We start from the raw sequence: 14,521 nt of genomic DNA on the forward strand, positions 1-14,521 counted from the left end.
ATTATTTTTGGAACGGCATTCCAATTTGAGTTAATAACTCTTTTGATTCTTCATCAGTGTTCGCAGTTGTAACGATAACGATATCCATCCCGCGTACTTTGTCAACATTGTCAAAGTCGATTTCAGGGAAGATTAATTGTTCACGAATACCTAAAGTGTAATTCCCACGGCCATCGAATGAGCGTTTGCTGATCCCGCGGAAGTCACGTACACGTGGCAATGAAACAGTGATTAGCTTGTCTAAGAAGTCATACATGCGTTCACCACGTAGGGTTACTTTTGCACCGATAGGCATTCCTTCACGTAAGCGGAAGCCAGCGATTGATTTCTTAGCATGAGTAATAACTGGTTTTTGACCTGAAATTAAAGTTAACTCTTCAACTGCTTTGTCTAAGTTCTTAGAGTTGGTTACAGCGTCACCAACACCCATGTTGATCACAATTTTGTCAATCTTAGGTGTTTGCATTGGAGAGCTATAATTAAATTTTTCAATTAATGCTGGTACGATCTCGTTTGAGTATTTTTCTTTTAAACGATTAGTCATGTTCTATTGTCCTCCTTCCCGTATTAGTCAATTACTTCGCCAGATTTACGAGCTACACGTACACGTTTGCCATCTTTTTCTTCGATACCTACGCGTGTTTTTTCGCCCGTTTTTGGATCTACTAATTGAACGTTAGAAACATGGATTGGCGCTTCTTCTTCCACAATACCGCCTTGTGGGTTAACTTGTGAAGGTTTTTGGTGTTTCTTAACAATGTTTACGCCTTCGACAATGACTTTATCTTGTTTTGGTAAAGTTTGCTTAACAGTTGCTTGCGTTCCTTTATCTTTACCTGCAATCACAATTACAGTATCACCTGTTTTAATACGCATCGATGGGCACCTCCTTTTTGATCTATTTATTATAATACTTCCGGAGCTAGGGAAACAATCTTCATGAAATTGTTTTCGCGCAATTCCCGAGCAACTGGGCCAAAGATACGTGTACCACGAGGTGTCTTGTCGTCGCGGATAATCACGCATGCATTTTCGTCAAACTTGATGTATGAACCATCTGCACGGCGAGCCCCGCTCTTGCTACGAACGATAACAGCTTTGACAACGTCACCCTTCTTAACAACGCCACCTGGTGTAGCGTTCTTCACTGAACAAACTACGACGTCACCAATATTAGCGGTTTTACGGCCTGATCCGCCGAGTACACTAATAGTTAAAACTTCACGAGCGCCTGAGTTATCAGCCACTTTCATACGAGTTTCTGTTTGAATCATCCTAAAGTATCCTCCTTCCAGTTAATTGTTAAATGATAACTGATTCTTCAACGATTTCAACAAGACGGAAGTGCTTATCTTTGGATAATGGACGTGTTTCCATAATTCGTACAATATCACCCATTTTTGCTGAATTGTTTTCATCATGTGCTTTATATTTTTTAGAGTATTTAATACGTTTTCCATAAGTTGGATGGAATTTAAAAGTATCTACTTGGACAACAATGGTCTTTTCCATTTTGTCAGAAACGACACGTCCTTGGTATACTTTACGATTTTTACGTTCTGCCATACTACTGGGTTCCCTCCTTCACTGATGATTACTTAGCTAATTCTTCCTGGCGTAGAGCGGTTTTAATACGAGCAATTTCTTTGCGCACTTGTTTGATGCGTGCTGTATTTTCTAACTGACCTGTTGCCAATTGGAATCTGAGATTGAACAACTCTTGTCTGTATTCTTTTTCCTTTGCTTCAAGTTCAGCAGCGGATAAATTTTTAATTTCTTCAAATTTAGTCATTCAGTTCACCACCAATTTCACGTTTTACGATTTTGCAACGAACTGGTAATTTATGCATTGCTAAACGAAGCGCTTCTTTTGCTACTTCTTCAGGAACGCCACCTACTTCGAACATGATTTTCCCACGTTTAACGGGAGCAACCCATCCTTCAGGAGCACCTTTACCAGAACCCATCCGAACACCAATAGCTTTTGCGGTATATGATTTATGAGGGAAGATTTTGATCCAAACTTTCCCGCCACGTTTCATGAAACGTGTCATGGCGATACGCGCAGATTCAATTTGACGGTTAGTAATCCATTTTGAATCTAAGGCTTGTAGACCGTATTCGCCGTAAGCAATTTCTTTTCCGCCTTTAGCTTCGCCGCGCATTTTACCGCGGAATTCACGTCTATGTTTTACACGTTTTGGTACTAACATGCTATTCCTCCTCTTGATTATTTACTGTAGGAAGGACTTCACCACGACAAATCCATACTTTGACACCGATCTTACCGTAAGTTGTATCTGCTTCTTCCCATGCATAGTCAATATCTGCACGTAAAGTATGTAATGGAACAGTTCCTTCGTCAGTTGTTTCTGAACGCGCCATATCTGCACCGTTTAAACGGCCGGAAACCATAACTTTGATCCCTTGGGCGCCAGCTTTCATTGTACGTTGAACAGCTTGTTTTTGCGCACGGCGGAAGGCCACACGGTTTTCAAGTTGTTCGCAAATATTCTTAGCAACTAAGCGTGCATCTAAGTCTGGGTTCTTGATTTCAACCACATTGATGTGTACACGTTTACCTGTTAAGTTATTTAAGCTCTTACGTAAAGCATCAACTTCTGAACCACCTTTACCGATAACCATACCTGGTTTAGCAGTGTGGATGTTCACGTTAACCTTGTTAGCTGCACGTTCGATTTCTACGTTGGAAACTGAAGCTTCGCTAAGGGCTTTGTCGATGTATTCACGGATGCTTAAGTCTTCATGCAAAGTATCTGCGTAATCTTTTTCTGCATACCAGCGTGCGTCCCAGTCTTTGATAACTCCGATACGCAAACCGGTAGGATTAATTTTTTGACCCACTAATTATTCCTCCCCTGCTTCTTTTACCACAACAGTGATGTGACTAGTACGCTTGTTGATTCTTGATGCGCCACCTTTTGCACGAGGGCGGAAACGTTTCATTGTTGGCCCTTCGTTCACATATGCTTCACTGATAAATAATTTGCTAACATCTAAGTCATAGTTGTGTTCTGCATTTGCGATTGCAGAGTTCAACACTTTCTCGATTACAGGCGATGCTGCACGAGGAGTGTTCTTTAGAATAGCAATTGCTTCGCCGACTGTCTTGTTACGGATTAAATCAATAACTAAGCGTGCTTTGCGAGCAGAGATGCGAACTGTTCTTGCAGTTGCTTTTGCAGTTGTTTGTTCTGCCATTATTTATTTCCTCCCCTCATCTTAACGACGTGTTGCTTTATCGTCTTTCGCATGTCCACGATAAGTACGTGTTGGTACAAATTCACCTAATTTGTGGCCAACCATGTCTTCTTGAATGTAAACTGGTACGTGTTTGCGTCCATCATAAACAGCGATGGTTAACCCGATGAAGTTAGGGAAAATTGTTGAACGACGTGACCAGGTTTTGATTACTGATTTTTTTTCGGCATCTTGCTGTGCTTCCACTTTTTTCATTAAATGGTCGTCACAGAAAGGCCCTTTCTTAATACTACGGCTCATATATTTGGCTCCTTTCGTATCTCCTATTTAATGGAAGTGCTATTTGTTGCGACGACGAACAATAAGTTTATTGCTGCGTGCGTTCTTATCACGAGTCTTGATCCCACGAGCAGGTTTGCCCCAAGGTGTCATTTGAACCTTACGTCCGATTGGTGCACGACCTTCACCACCACCGTGAGGGTGATCGTTAGGGTTCATTACAGAACCACGAACAGTTGGGCGTTTGCCTAACCAGCGTGAGCGGCCTGCTTTACCAACAGTTACTAGTTCATGTTGTTCATTACCAACTGAACCAACTGTTGCCCGGCAAGTGCCTAAGATCATACGAACTTCGCCTGAGCTTAATTTAACTAATACGTATTTGTCTTCTTTACCCAATACTTGAGCGCTAGTCCCAGCTGCACGAACTAATTGGCCACCTTTACCTGGCTTAGTTTCGATATTGTGGATAACAGTACCCACTGGGATAGAGCGTAATGGAAGTGCGTTACCTACTTTAATGTCGGCATTTTCACCAGACATGATGCGGGTACCTACTTTAAGGCCCTTAGGTGCAATGATGTAGGCTTTCACACCATCAGTGTAGTGGATTAAAGCAATGTTTGCTGAACGGTTTGGATCGTATTCGATTGCTTTAACTACACCTTCGATATCATCTTTATTACGTTTGAAGTCGATAATACGGTAAGCTTGCTTGTGGCCGCCTCCGTGGTGACGAACTGTGATGCTACCACGGTTGTTACGACCTGCGCGCTTGCTTTGTTTTTCTAAGAGTGTTTTCTCAGGAGTCGATTTGGTGATTTCTGAGAAGTCATAACCTGACATGTTACGACGACCATTAGAAGTAGCTTTATATTTTTTAATCGCCACGTTCGTTTCCTCCTATTCTTATTCTGCGTCTTCTGCGCCGAAGATTTCGATTGCGTCGCCTTCAGCTAAAGTTACGATTGCTTTACGGGTTTTACGCGTGTAACCAGCGTAACGACCCATACGTTTTAATTTACCTTTCACGTTCATGATGTTTACTTTAACAACAGTTACGTCAAAGATTTCTTCGATGGCATGTTTAACTGCTGCTTTATTGGCGTTTACATCAACTTCGAAGGTATATTTATTTTCGTCCATGGCATCCATTGATGCTTCAGTGATGACTGGACGTTTGATAATGTCATGTGCTGTCATTATGCAAGTACCTCCTCTAGATCAGAAAGTGCAGATTGCGTAATGATAACTTTTTCGTTATTTACGAGGTCATAAACGTTCACGTTCTTTTCGTCTACAACGGTTACCTTAGCCAAGTTACGGGCAGCACGAGCTGCTTCTTGGTTGTCGGCATCGATTACGGCAAGCACTTTGCTGTCAACATTTAAGTTGTTTAATACGGCTTTGAATTCTTTAGTTTTCGCTTGTTCTAAGTTTAAAGCGTCCACAACGATTAAATTACCTTCAGCAACTTTTTGTGATAACACAGATTTAAGTGCTAAACGACGTACCTTGCGAGGTAATTTATATTGGTAAGAGCGTGGAGTTGGTCCGAATGCGCGGCCACCGCCTACCCATTGAGGAGAACGGATTGAGCCTTGACGTGCACGGCCAGTCCCTTTTTGACGCCATGGTTTACGGCCACCGCCGCTTACTTCGCCACGTGATTTTACATCGTGGCTCCCTTGGCGTAAAGAAGCTTGTTGCATAATTACGACATCATAGATTGCGTTTTCGTTAGGTTCAATTGCGAACACGTTGTCGTTTAATGTGATTTCGCCTGCTTGTGAACCATCTTGTTTAAATACTGTTACATTAGCCATTCTGAAATTCCTCCCTTCCTCAATTATTAGGCTTGTGCGCTGTTAGCAGTTTTGATTTCTACTAATGATTTCTTAGCACCTGGTACGTTACCTTTAATTAAGATAGCGTTTTGGTCAGCTAAGACTTTAACGATTTCTAGGTTTTGGATTGTTACGGTGTTGCCACCCATGCGGCCTGGAAGAGCTTTGCCTTTGAATACTTTAGAAGCATCAGAAGCCATACCCATTGAACCAGCTGCGCGGTGGTAATGTGAACCGTGTGACATTGGGCCACGTTGTTGACCATGACGTTTGATCGCGCCTTGGAAACCTTTACCCTTAGAGGTTCCAGTTACATCGACAATGTCGCCTGCTTGGAAGATATCCACCGTTACTTCTTTACCTACTTCGTACTCTCCAAGCTCAACATTACGAAATTCGCGAATGAAGCGCTTAGGAGTAGTTTCTGCTTTTGCTACATGACCTTTTTCAGGTTTGTTAGCTAATACTTCACGTTTATCGTCGAAACCTAATTGCACTGCTTCGTAACCATCTGTTTCATTAGATTTTACTTGCAACACAACGTTAGGAGTTACTTCGACAACAGTTACAGGAACTAATTCACCTGACTCAGTGAAGTATTGCGTCATCCCTACTTTTTTACCTAAGATTCCTTTAGTCATGATTACACCTCCGTAATTTTTTTAATTTTGATAACTATATTAATGCGAAGTTATACAACTTCTCTAGGATAATGGAATTAAAGTTTAATTTCAATGTTAACGCCTGACGGTAAATCTAATTTCATTAACGCATCAACCGTCTTAGGTGTTGGGTTTACGATATCCACTAAACGTTTGTGGGTACGTAGTTCGAATTGTTCACGGGAATCTTTGTACTTGTGAGTCGCACGGATTACTGTGAATAATGAACGTTCAGTTGGAAGTGGAACTGGTCCAGCAACCTCTGCCCCTGTACGTTTTGCTGTTTCTACGATTTTTTGTGCTGATTGATCAAGTGCACGGTGTTCGTATGCTTTTAAGCGGATACGAATTTTTTGTTTTGCCATGTTTGTTTCCTCCTCGTCAGTTTTTATAAATTGACTTGCTCCGCGTAAATGACCGGCCCGCCCTCTATGGCAAAGCGTCCGGGCGTGTCGCAACCTTACGCATCAAAGCTCCTCAACCCATTGATTTATATGGGTTTGCGCCCTTTCTGGTGGGCACTCGTAATATTATACAGATACTTAATGGATATTTCAAGCTTTTTCGCGATTTTTTTATATTTCTTTCTAAGACTTAAAAAGCAAGATTTTGAAGGCAACGCTGCCTAGCGAGTCGCAATTTCTTTTGAGTGATCGAAATAAAAAAACTCCCTAGTTTCCTAGGGAGGCTTAGTCCGATGATATGCTTATACTTCTGAAGCTCCAGAGTCGATATCTTTTTCGCCTGTTGCTTCTGCTTCACTCGCACCTGAAGAAAGATCGGTGGATTCACTATCGCTAGCCCCGCTATCAGCGTCTGAACTGTCGGAGTCATCTGTTCCCCAGGCGCCACCCATGGAGGCGCCGGAATCGGCATCAGTTGACCCAACCAACTGTTGACCCGTTTGTTCTAGATACCAGTCAATCACAGGTTGTAAGTCGAGAACATGCTCATTAATCCCTCTGTACTTACCCTCTTCATCATGCATAGCTACATAATTATGAACGACGTAATGGTCTTTGTGGATAGGGACATGGACGTGGACGCCGTCGAGATTGCCTGAGCGTAATTGGGAAATCACCCACGACACATTCTTATAAGTCCGAGGGGGGTGAACACTACCTAATGCTTTGCCCACATCGGGTTCGTAGCGGGAGGCAAACATATCTTCACCTGGTTTAACCCGGTTGTAATAGAGGTATTGGTTATTCTCATCCGCATAAGTCAATTCTAAGGGGATGGTCTTAAGGAACCAATTCAATTGGTCCACAGTAAGTAGGCCGCGGTCTAACTTAACATAGGTATCACCTGATACCGCGCCAACTTTTTCAGCAGCTTTTTCTACCCACTCAGGGTCGGTCATATCAACACCTTCAATGGTCGTCTCTGTGCCCTTCTGAGCGGTTAAATCTTCATCTGGGAATTTATGGGTGTATTCAAGTGGCTTAAGGGCTTCCACATATTTGATAAATTTCTTCAAGGATTCGCGAAGGAAGTAAACAGTCTCTTGGTCTTTCAAGCGTCCTTCAGCATCAAAGGCGGTCTGACAATTGCCCAACAAGAATTCCTGTCCCGGCATAACCAAAGCATCGATCCCTGGTGCTTCTAAAATTTGACGGAGGTGGAGCTGGGACCGGGAAGTGCCTTGGTCCAGATAAGAGGCCCCCACGATCTTAACTGGTTTATTCTTTAGGGGATGAACGGTGAAAGACAGCCATTCTAATAAACTCTTTAAAGGTCCTGGGATGGTATGGTTGTGCTCGGGTACAGCAATAATCACCCCATCCGCTTGTAGGATCTTCCGATTAATGGTATGGAGAGGCCCTTCAACCATTAATTCTGGGTGGTCTTGGTTGAAAAGGGGAAGGTGTTTAATCTCCACAATCTCTAAGTCAAAAAGATCAGTAAACTCTGATTGAATATAATGAAGCAATTGGCGATTGTATGACTTATCACCAGCTGATCCAACAATTCCTACGATTCTCATTAGGCGTCTCCTTTCTCTGCTTCATCTTGCCAGGAGAAGTTCTTCACTTCTGCCTTAACATCTGCATTATTTGCGACAAATTCATTGGTGTAATCAATGTAATTAAGGAAAGAGTCGAACATGTCTTCTAGTTGCTTAATTTCTTTAGGATCCTTCAAAGCCCCATTTTCATCGAAGGCTTGCAGAGAAAAGCCTAGAAGAAATTCCTCGTTAGGCATAACCCGCGACCGAATATCCGGTGAATCTAGAATCTGACGTAGGTGCATCTGAGCCCGAGAAGAGCCTAAGCGCCCATAGGAAGCCCCCGTGATCATCACTGGCTTATCAGCGAGTGGGTACTGGTGGTAGGACAACCAGTGTAAAGCATTGGTCAATGCTGAAGTAATGGAATGGTTATATTCCGGTGTACTGATGACTACCCCATCGGCTTGGTCGATACGTTTACCCATCTCAAGAGCGAGTTCTGGCACCTTGCCTTCCTCATTCTTAGCAAAGAGGGGCAAACCATCGATCTCAATGATATCGAATTGGGCCCGGTCTTTGAAATGGTCCTTCATATACTTTAAGAGGTCACGGTTGGTCGAATGCTTGGAATTCGTTCCAACGATAGCTGCAATTTTTTTCATAACTGCCTTCCTTTCTATTAATTTCTTATTTCAATACCTGCAAACGATCTAAGAGGCCGCGACTGGCTAGGAAACGCCCCTGCTTGTCGATAACTAGAGCCTGGTAGTCTCTAGCCTGGGCCAATTCCGCTTGAATCTCGGCCAGGCCCATTGGATAAAGACGGGTGGTCCAAACCTCGGCCATTACCGACTGATCGGTTAAGACACTCACGCTAGCCACTTCATTCTCAACTGGATACCCCGTCCGACTGTCAAAAATATGCTGGTAGAAGTGACCGTCTACCTCCAAATGTCGCTCATACCCCCCTGAGGTAACCACAGATTGATTGTGGACCTGGAGAACCGCGCAATTCTGCCCTCTCGGCTTGCGAGGGTCTTGGATTCCAATCCGCCAATTTATTTGGTGGGGACGTTTGGGAGGCGATCCGTATACTTTCACATTACCTCCTAGATTGATCATAGCCGATTGGGCACCCGCACGAATAAAGTCATCCATGATTCGGTCAGCGAAATAACCCTTGGCCAAGGCACCCAGGTCAATTTCCATTCCCTCCTGGGCTAAATAAACCTCCTGGCTGGCTTCCTCCAACTTAATCTGTCGGGGATCTATTTTTTCCAGACAAGCCGCAATGGATGAGTCGTCTGGTCTATGAGCGCCTTCAAAGCCAATCCCCCATAATTTAACTAAGGGCCCAATGGCAATATTTAAGCGTCCCTCAGAAGCGATGCTCTGGGCTTTGCCTAATTTAATAAGCTCGAAGAGGTCTGGGTCCACTGCCATAGGAGCATGACCAGCTCTTTGGTTGACCTGCATCAATTGTGAGGAAGGATCATTGGCACTGAAGCGCTCATTATAGTCATAGAGCTTTTGAATCGCATGGGCAACTAGGCGCTTAGCCTCTGCATGGCAAACATAGAGGTCTATCCAAGTTCCCATCAACCGTATTCTACTATTAGCCTCTGTCACTGGCAGTCCTCCTATTCATGAATAGTCTTAATGCGGAAGAAGAGAAAATAGCCAAAACACAGGCCGCAAATAATAATGAAGAGGCGCACTGGCCACAAGGGAACAAAGTAAATGGAAATTCCCATCACCAGGTAGGTAAAGATCAAAATCTGCCACTTCTTCCGCCAACGAATACCACCTGTCCGCTCATATTCTCCGACATAAATCTGATAAAGCCGGGTATTTTCCAACCAATGGCGAAAGCGCTCAGAACTACGAGCAAAGAACCAGGCGGAAAGTAAGAGTAGAGGCGTTGTCGGTAAAACTGGCAGAACAACCCCGATGGCTCCAATTAGGAAAGAAAGAAAACCTAGGACAATATAGAGCTTTCGTTTGATAGGATCCCCTCCTCTCAATACACACATTTTCTTCAGTGTAACATAAGATAAACTTTTAACCTAGGAAAAAGCCAGTAAAAAAGGCGGAAGCTAATACTCCCGCCCTGGTAAAGAGCTAGTCATCATTCATTAGGTGGTTTGGAGAATATGGCGCAGTTGAACGGCACTCGGTGATACAATAGGGAGAAAAGCTCCTTCATTCCAGCGGCGAATGAAACCTGACTCGGCTGCCTTGAAATACGCGCTTCCTCCACCTGCTTGAAGTTCAAGTAAGAGACTCTGTGCGACAACATCAACAATATCAATCCGCAATTGGAAGAGTTCACGCGGGTGGTCCACAAAGTAGTGGGAGCTCTCTAAACCTTGATAGAGCTCAGCTGTAATACGTTGGAGTTCAATCTGGTTAGCCTCATATTCCGCCTCTAGGACTTGGCGTCGGTCTAAGTGCCTGGCGACTTCAGAAAGTGACTTCTCGGCCAAACCGAAAGCCAGACCAAATTGAAATCCTAGGAAGTTCGGACGGTTTTCTTTAAGGAAGGCCTCGGCATCTTCGGCAATTAACCAGTTGTCATCCAAGTCAACCCCGTCGAAGCTAAGGGCAGCTGTATTAGAGCCTTGGAGGGAAACGAATTCTAAGTCGCGCGACCGGTGGAAGTGAGCGGCATGAGAGGGGACGGCAAGGACCAGCGGCGGCCGGTCCTGCCCTTCAAAGCCAGCCACAAAAATGGTAATAAAGTGACGGGCCCGAGCATTGGTGACCCAGGGTAAGCGGCCATACAGCTTATAGCCTCCCTCTTCCTTACGAATCGTCACATTGAGCTCTTCTAAATCTGACAAGAACTTAACAGCATTAGACAGGGCTGTTGCCCCAGCATAGTCTCCTGTCAGCAGACGGTCCAGGTAATGGTCACGGTAGTAAGGATTTGCACTATGGAGAATATTATCAATAAAGGTCCGATGCCCCCAGGAAATAAAAGCGGCAGTTAAAGAGTGTTGAGCTAATTCTGAGAGAAGCTCAACTACATCTTGGGGCCCTCCCCCACTCCCACCTAAAGATTCAGGAACCCCGACGCGGAAGACTCCCTCCGCACCTATTCGTTCCAATAGGGCATCCCCATAGCGGCCGGACTCTTGATCGATAATATCAGCATGTTGGTCTAAATATCTAATAAATTCTTCTGAGAAAAATGACATTGTAAACCCTCCTAAGCATATTCCTGAAGTTCAGGGTTAATCGGGGTATGGGCCAAGTTATTAGCATAATTACACAGAGTCGCCAGACTGACTCCTAGAACCACTTCTAAAGCCGCTTGCTGGTCATAGCCAGCCGCGAAAAAGCCAGCTAGGTCTTGGTCACTCGCCTTGCCTCGTTCTTGGATCAATGCACGGGTAAAGTTGGCTAGAGCATCCAATTTCCTGTCACTAACAATTGGACTTTGGTCTTTTAAAGCTTTCAAGAGTTCGGGATCAATATTTAATTGCTTAACCGAAAAGGCAGAGTGCCCAGCGACACAGAAGTCACACCCATTCCTACGGGCAGCGGTAATTTGGACAACTTCACGTTCTAAAGGAGATAGGCTAGTTTTTCGATTAATAGCCCCTACTTTGCGGTAGGCTTCTAAACTTGCGGGAGCATTGGCAAGTAAACCGATGAGATTTGGAATGTAACCTTGGTTTTCCTTATAAACACTTTCTAAAACTTTTTTCGACTTTTCTGGAGCTGTCTCAATCGTATGAATAGTAAATTCAGACATGTAATCACGCTCTTTCTTTTTGGATTACACTTACTTTATCATAGTAATTTAAGCTTGGATAATACTGGCTTTAGCTCAAAGCTGATCGAAGATTCAAATTAAAGGAATTGACGATCAGCTGTGATGACTACCTAACTCCTTGTCCGTCTAAAGTATCTAAGCCATTAAAAAGCAGCCCCTCACAAGGCTGCTTTCTATCCGAATTATGACTGATCGGGCTTTAGAATCTGCCGTGATTGAATCATCAAATCCGATCCAAACTCATAAACAATAGGCTGAGCATTAGGGATCTCGACGCTTTCAATGGCATCATCCGAAATATTTTCAATGTATTTCACTAAGGCTCTTAGACCGTTACCGTGGCCAACGACTAGAATATTTTGCCCTGCTTTGAGGGCAGGCGCAAGCGTATCCTGCCAATAAGGTGCGACACGGTCTAAGGTATCCTTAAGCGACTCGCCCGCTCGCAAGGCCCCCTGGTCTAAGCCCCGATAGCGGGGATCCTGAATGCCTGTTGGGTCAAGGGGTGGTCGCACATCAAAAGTCCGCCGCCAGGCATGAACTTGGTCAGGTCCATACTTGTCTTTCATAGCCTGCTTATTGTGGCCTTCCAGCGCCCCATAATGGCGGCCATTCAAGCGCCAATCCTTCTGGTAAGGAAGATAGAGTTGGTCCATGGCCGACAGGACAAAGTAAGTGGTTTGGATGGCTCGGCTAAGCAAGGAACTGTAGGCTGCATCTAGTTTGATACCTTCTGCTTTAAGAAGACAACCCGCTTGGTGAGCATCCGCCTTGCCTTTGTCTGTTAAGGGAGAATCAAACCAGCCTGTAAAAAGATTCGCGAGATTTGCCTCACTCTGTCCGTGTCGTATTAAGATTAGTTTCATATCAATCCCTCACCTTATTTAATTTCTAGCTAGCCAACTTGTCTCCTGGCGCTACTTTTTTCTAGCTTAATTTTACACCAATCCACTAAAGCTGAAAAGCGGCTGAAAGGCCACATTAAGTTCGAGCAATTTTCTGAATTAATTCCCGGGTAAATTTAATATGGTCGGTATTATTATTAATCATAAAGCCCGCTAAATGAGGATTATCTTCCTTTCGCAGAAACATCGCCGCTAAGTCTTTATAGGAAAGCTGCTTGGTCTTCATGGGGCCTAAGTCAGCCAAGACACTTGCCTCTCCCCTTGGGGTGAAGACTGCCAAGTAGGTCAAGCCATCTGGACTTTTGACCGTAATCAAACGCTCCTGTTCTCCGGATACAGATCCTTCTTGGTCCTGAGCAAGCAGAACTTGAAAGTGGCCTGCTTGAACAGCTTGTAACAAGGCCAGGGTATTAGCCCCTGACCGCTCCGCCTGATAATGATCGATTGCAGCTTCTACATCCTTTGTCATGAATAGGCCCCCTTTTCTCTCCATAAAATATAGCATGATTTCAGATTGAGGACAAATATTTAAAGGCTCTATCCTTTAAATAAGAGTCTCGCCAGAAAAAAGCAAATAAAAAGAGGGCCTAGGCCCCCTTTTTCGTCTGAACATATTTAGCTTGAGTGTCAGTCAATAAGGCTTTAATTAGCCGTTAATTTTTGATACAACGCCGGCACCAACAGTGTGGCCACCTTCACGGATTGAGAAGTTTGTCCCTTCTTCGATCGCAACAGGGTTGATCAATTCAACTGACATTGTAACGTTGTCACCAGGCATAACCATTGGTGTATCTTCTGGAAGAGTGATCACACCAGTGATGTCTGTTGTACGGAAGTAGAATTGTGGACGGTAGTTAGATAAGAATGGCGTATGACGGCCACCTTCTTCTTTAGTCAACACGTAAACTTCTGCTTCGAATTTAGTATGTGGTGTGATAGTTCCCGGTTGAGCTAATACTTGACCACGTTCGATGTTTTCACGAGTAACCCCACGTAAAAGGGCACCTACGTTGTCACCAGCTTCTGCATAGTCAAGAGTCTTACGGAACATTTCAAGACCAGTAACAGTTGTCTTAGTGATATCTGGGTTGATACCAACGATTTCAACTTCGTTACCAACTTCAACTTTACCACGTTCAACACGGCCAGTAGCAACTGTACCACGACCAGTGATTGAGAACACGTCTTCAACTGGCATCATGAATGGTTTATCAGTATCACGTTCTGGAGTTGGGATGTATTCATCAACTGCATCCATTAATTCCATAATCTTATCTTCGTATTCTGCGTCGCCTTCAAGGGCTTTAAGAGCAGAACCTGCAACGATAGGTGTATCGTCACCTGGGAAGTCGTATTCTGATAAGAGGTCACGAACTTCAAGTTCTACTAATTCAAGTAATTCTTCGTCGTCAACCATGTCGCATTTGTTTAAGAATACAACGATGTAAGGAACCCCTACTTGACGAGCTAAGAGGATGTGTTCACGAGTTTGAGCCATTGGGCCGTCAGTTGCAGCAACTACTAAGATAGCACCGTCCATTTGAGCAGCACCAGTGATCATGTTCTTAACGTAGTCCGCGTGTCCTGGGCAGTCAACGTGAGCATAGTGACGGTTAGCTGTTTCGTATTCGATGTGTGAAGTATTGATTGTAATACCACGTTCTTGCTCTTCTGGAGCGTTATCGATAGCAGCGTAGTCTTTAGCTTCACCAAAGCCTTTTTTAGCTAATACAGTAGCGATAGCTGCTGATAAAGTTGTTTTACCGTGGTCAACGTGACCAATTGTACCGATATTAACGTGTGGTTTTGAACGATCAAAATGTTCTTTTGCCATTTTTTAAATTTCCTCCTCAGATTTTAAGCAATATTATCCA

At 44.0% G+C, this 14,521-nt stretch carries 23 protein-coding genes; all 23 read right to left on the reverse strand.

The features are described from left to right. Position 1 precedes the first annotated feature (1 nt). Positions 2 to 544: a 50S ribosomal protein L5 gene (rplE, locus tag QP339_RS07535; RefSeq protein WP_067973015.1), complete on the reverse strand. Its 543-nt coding sequence runs from the start codon at positions 542 to 544 to the stop codon at positions 2 to 4. 23 nt (positions 545 to 567) lie between these two features. After that, positions 568 to 876 (reverse strand): 50S ribosomal protein L24, encoded by a 309-nt coding sequence (gene rplX, locus QP339_RS07540; protein WP_067973017.1) that lies wholly within the window; start codon positions 874 to 876, stop codon positions 568 to 570. A gap of 29 nt (positions 877 to 905) precedes the next feature. Then, the gene (rplN, locus tag QP339_RS07545) at positions 906 to 1,274 is read right to left on the reverse strand and encodes a 50S ribosomal protein L14 (protein ID WP_067973021.1); all 369 of its coding nucleotides are present in this window, start codon (positions 1,272 to 1,274) and stop codon (positions 906 to 908) included. Positions 1,275 to 1,302: 28 nt separating this feature from the next. Further along, positions 1,303 to 1,566: a 30S ribosomal protein S17 gene (gene rpsQ, locus QP339_RS07550; RefSeq protein WP_067973024.1), complete on the reverse strand. Its 264-nt coding sequence runs from the start codon at positions 1,564 to 1,566 to the stop codon at positions 1,303 to 1,305. Between the two features lie 28 nt (positions 1,567 to 1,594). Next, the gene (gene rpmC, locus QP339_RS07555; RefSeq protein ID WP_067973027.1) at positions 1,595 to 1,792 is read right to left on the reverse strand and encodes a 50S ribosomal protein L29; all 198 of its coding nucleotides are present in this window, start codon (positions 1,790 to 1,792) and stop codon (positions 1,595 to 1,597) included. After that, entirely contained in the window at positions 1,785 to 2,213 is a 429-nt protein-coding gene (gene rplP, locus QP339_RS07560; protein ID WP_067973029.1) for a 50S ribosomal protein L16, read from the reverse strand. Before rplP ends, rpmC begins: the two co-directional genes overlap by 8 nt. 1 nt (position 2,214) lies before the next feature. Continuing rightward, complete coding sequence (rpsC, locus tag QP339_RS07565) at positions 2,215 to 2,865, reverse strand: 30S ribosomal protein S3 (RefSeq protein WP_067973033.1); 651 nt, start codon at positions 2,863 to 2,865, stop codon at positions 2,215 to 2,217. A 3-nt stretch (positions 2,866 to 2,868) separates the two neighbouring features. Further along, the gene (gene rplV / locus QP339_RS07570) at positions 2,869 to 3,222 is read right to left on the reverse strand and encodes a 50S ribosomal protein L22 (RefSeq protein ID WP_067973036.1); all 354 of its coding nucleotides are present in this window, start codon (positions 3,220 to 3,222) and stop codon (positions 2,869 to 2,871) included. Between the two features lie 21 nt (positions 3,223 to 3,243). Further along, complete coding sequence (rpsS, locus tag QP339_RS07575; protein ID WP_070618559.1) at positions 3,244 to 3,522, reverse strand: 30S ribosomal protein S19; 279 nt, start codon at positions 3,520 to 3,522, stop codon at positions 3,244 to 3,246. A 39-nt stretch (positions 3,523 to 3,561) separates the two neighbouring features. After that, positions 3,562 to 4,392 (reverse strand): 50S ribosomal protein L2, encoded by an 831-nt coding sequence (rplB, locus tag QP339_RS07580; RefSeq protein ID WP_067973042.1) that lies wholly within the window; start codon positions 4,390 to 4,392, stop codon positions 3,562 to 3,564. Between the two features lie 18 nt (positions 4,393 to 4,410). Then, complete coding sequence (rplW, locus tag QP339_RS07585) at positions 4,411 to 4,704, reverse strand: 50S ribosomal protein L23 (protein WP_067973045.1); 294 nt, start codon at positions 4,702 to 4,704, stop codon at positions 4,411 to 4,413. Further along, positions 4,704 to 5,327: a 50S ribosomal protein L4 gene (rplD, locus tag QP339_RS07590; RefSeq protein WP_284911016.1), complete on the reverse strand. Its 624-nt coding sequence runs from the start codon at positions 5,325 to 5,327 to the stop codon at positions 4,704 to 4,706. Before rplD ends, rplW begins: the two co-directional genes overlap by 1 nt. 26 nt (positions 5,328 to 5,353) lie before the next feature. Beyond that, positions 5,354 to 5,989: a 50S ribosomal protein L3 gene (gene rplC, locus QP339_RS07595; RefSeq protein ID WP_070618553.1), complete on the reverse strand. Its 636-nt coding sequence runs from the start codon at positions 5,987 to 5,989 to the stop codon at positions 5,354 to 5,356. A 77-nt stretch (positions 5,990 to 6,066) separates the two neighbouring features. Continuing rightward, on the reverse strand, positions 6,067 to 6,375 hold the full coding sequence (rpsJ, locus tag QP339_RS07600; protein WP_067973054.1) for a 30S ribosomal protein S10: 309 nt from the start codon (positions 6,373 to 6,375) through the stop codon (positions 6,067 to 6,069). Positions 6,376 to 6,716: 341 nt separating this feature from the next. Beyond that, positions 6,717 to 7,997 (reverse strand): NAD(P)H-dependent oxidoreductase, encoded by a 1,281-nt coding sequence (locus QP339_RS07605; RefSeq protein WP_284911017.1) that lies wholly within the window; start codon positions 7,995 to 7,997, stop codon positions 6,717 to 6,719. Beyond that, on the reverse strand, positions 7,997 to 8,623 hold the full coding sequence (locus QP339_RS07610; protein ID WP_070618546.1) for an NADPH-dependent FMN reductase: 627 nt from the start codon (positions 8,621 to 8,623) through the stop codon (positions 7,997 to 7,999). The genes QP339_RS07605 and QP339_RS07610 overlap by 1 nt, the downstream gene beginning before the upstream one ends. 25 nt (positions 8,624 to 8,648) lie before the next feature. After that, positions 8,649 to 9,590 (reverse strand): FAD:protein FMN transferase, encoded by a 942-nt coding sequence (locus tag QP339_RS07615; RefSeq protein WP_284911018.1) that lies wholly within the window; start codon positions 9,588 to 9,590, stop codon positions 8,649 to 8,651. A gap of 11 nt (positions 9,591 to 9,601) precedes the next feature. Then, complete coding sequence (locus QP339_RS07620) at positions 9,602 to 9,985, reverse strand: YbaN family protein (RefSeq protein ID WP_246818931.1); 384 nt, start codon at positions 9,983 to 9,985, stop codon at positions 9,602 to 9,604. A 111-nt stretch (positions 9,986 to 10,096) separates the two neighbouring features. Continuing rightward, positions 10,097 to 11,161 carry an acyl-CoA dehydrogenase family protein gene (locus QP339_RS07625; RefSeq protein ID WP_284911019.1) on the reverse strand — a complete coding sequence of 355 codons (1,065 nt, stop codon included), beginning with the start codon at positions 11,159 to 11,161 and terminating at the stop codon, positions 10,097 to 10,099. A gap of 11 nt (positions 11,162 to 11,172) precedes the next feature. Next, positions 11,173 to 11,721, reverse strand: a complete 549-nt coding sequence (locus tag QP339_RS07630; RefSeq protein WP_284911020.1) for a carboxymuconolactone decarboxylase family protein — start codon at positions 11,719 to 11,721, stop codon at positions 11,173 to 11,175. 203 nt (positions 11,722 to 11,924) lie between these two features. Further along, positions 11,925 to 12,608 (reverse strand): 2,3-bisphosphoglycerate-dependent phosphoglycerate mutase, encoded by a 684-nt coding sequence (locus QP339_RS07635; RefSeq protein ID WP_284911021.1) that lies wholly within the window; start codon positions 12,606 to 12,608, stop codon positions 11,925 to 11,927. 115 nt (positions 12,609 to 12,723) lie between these two features. Beyond that, entirely contained in the window at positions 12,724 to 13,116 is a 393-nt protein-coding gene (locus QP339_RS07640; RefSeq protein ID WP_284911022.1) for an SseB family protein, read from the reverse strand. A gap of 177 nt (positions 13,117 to 13,293) precedes the next feature. Beyond that, positions 13,294 to 14,481, reverse strand: coding sequence for an elongation factor Tu (gene tuf, locus QP339_RS07645; RefSeq protein WP_070618528.1), 1,188 nt, complete (start codon positions 14,479 to 14,481; stop codon positions 13,294 to 13,296). Positions 14,482 to 14,521 lie beyond the last annotated feature (40 nt).

It is taken from the genome of Aerococcus sp. UMB7834, from assembly GCF_030215145.1.
GTDB lineage: Bacteria > Bacillota > Bacilli > Lactobacillales > Aerococcaceae > Aerococcus.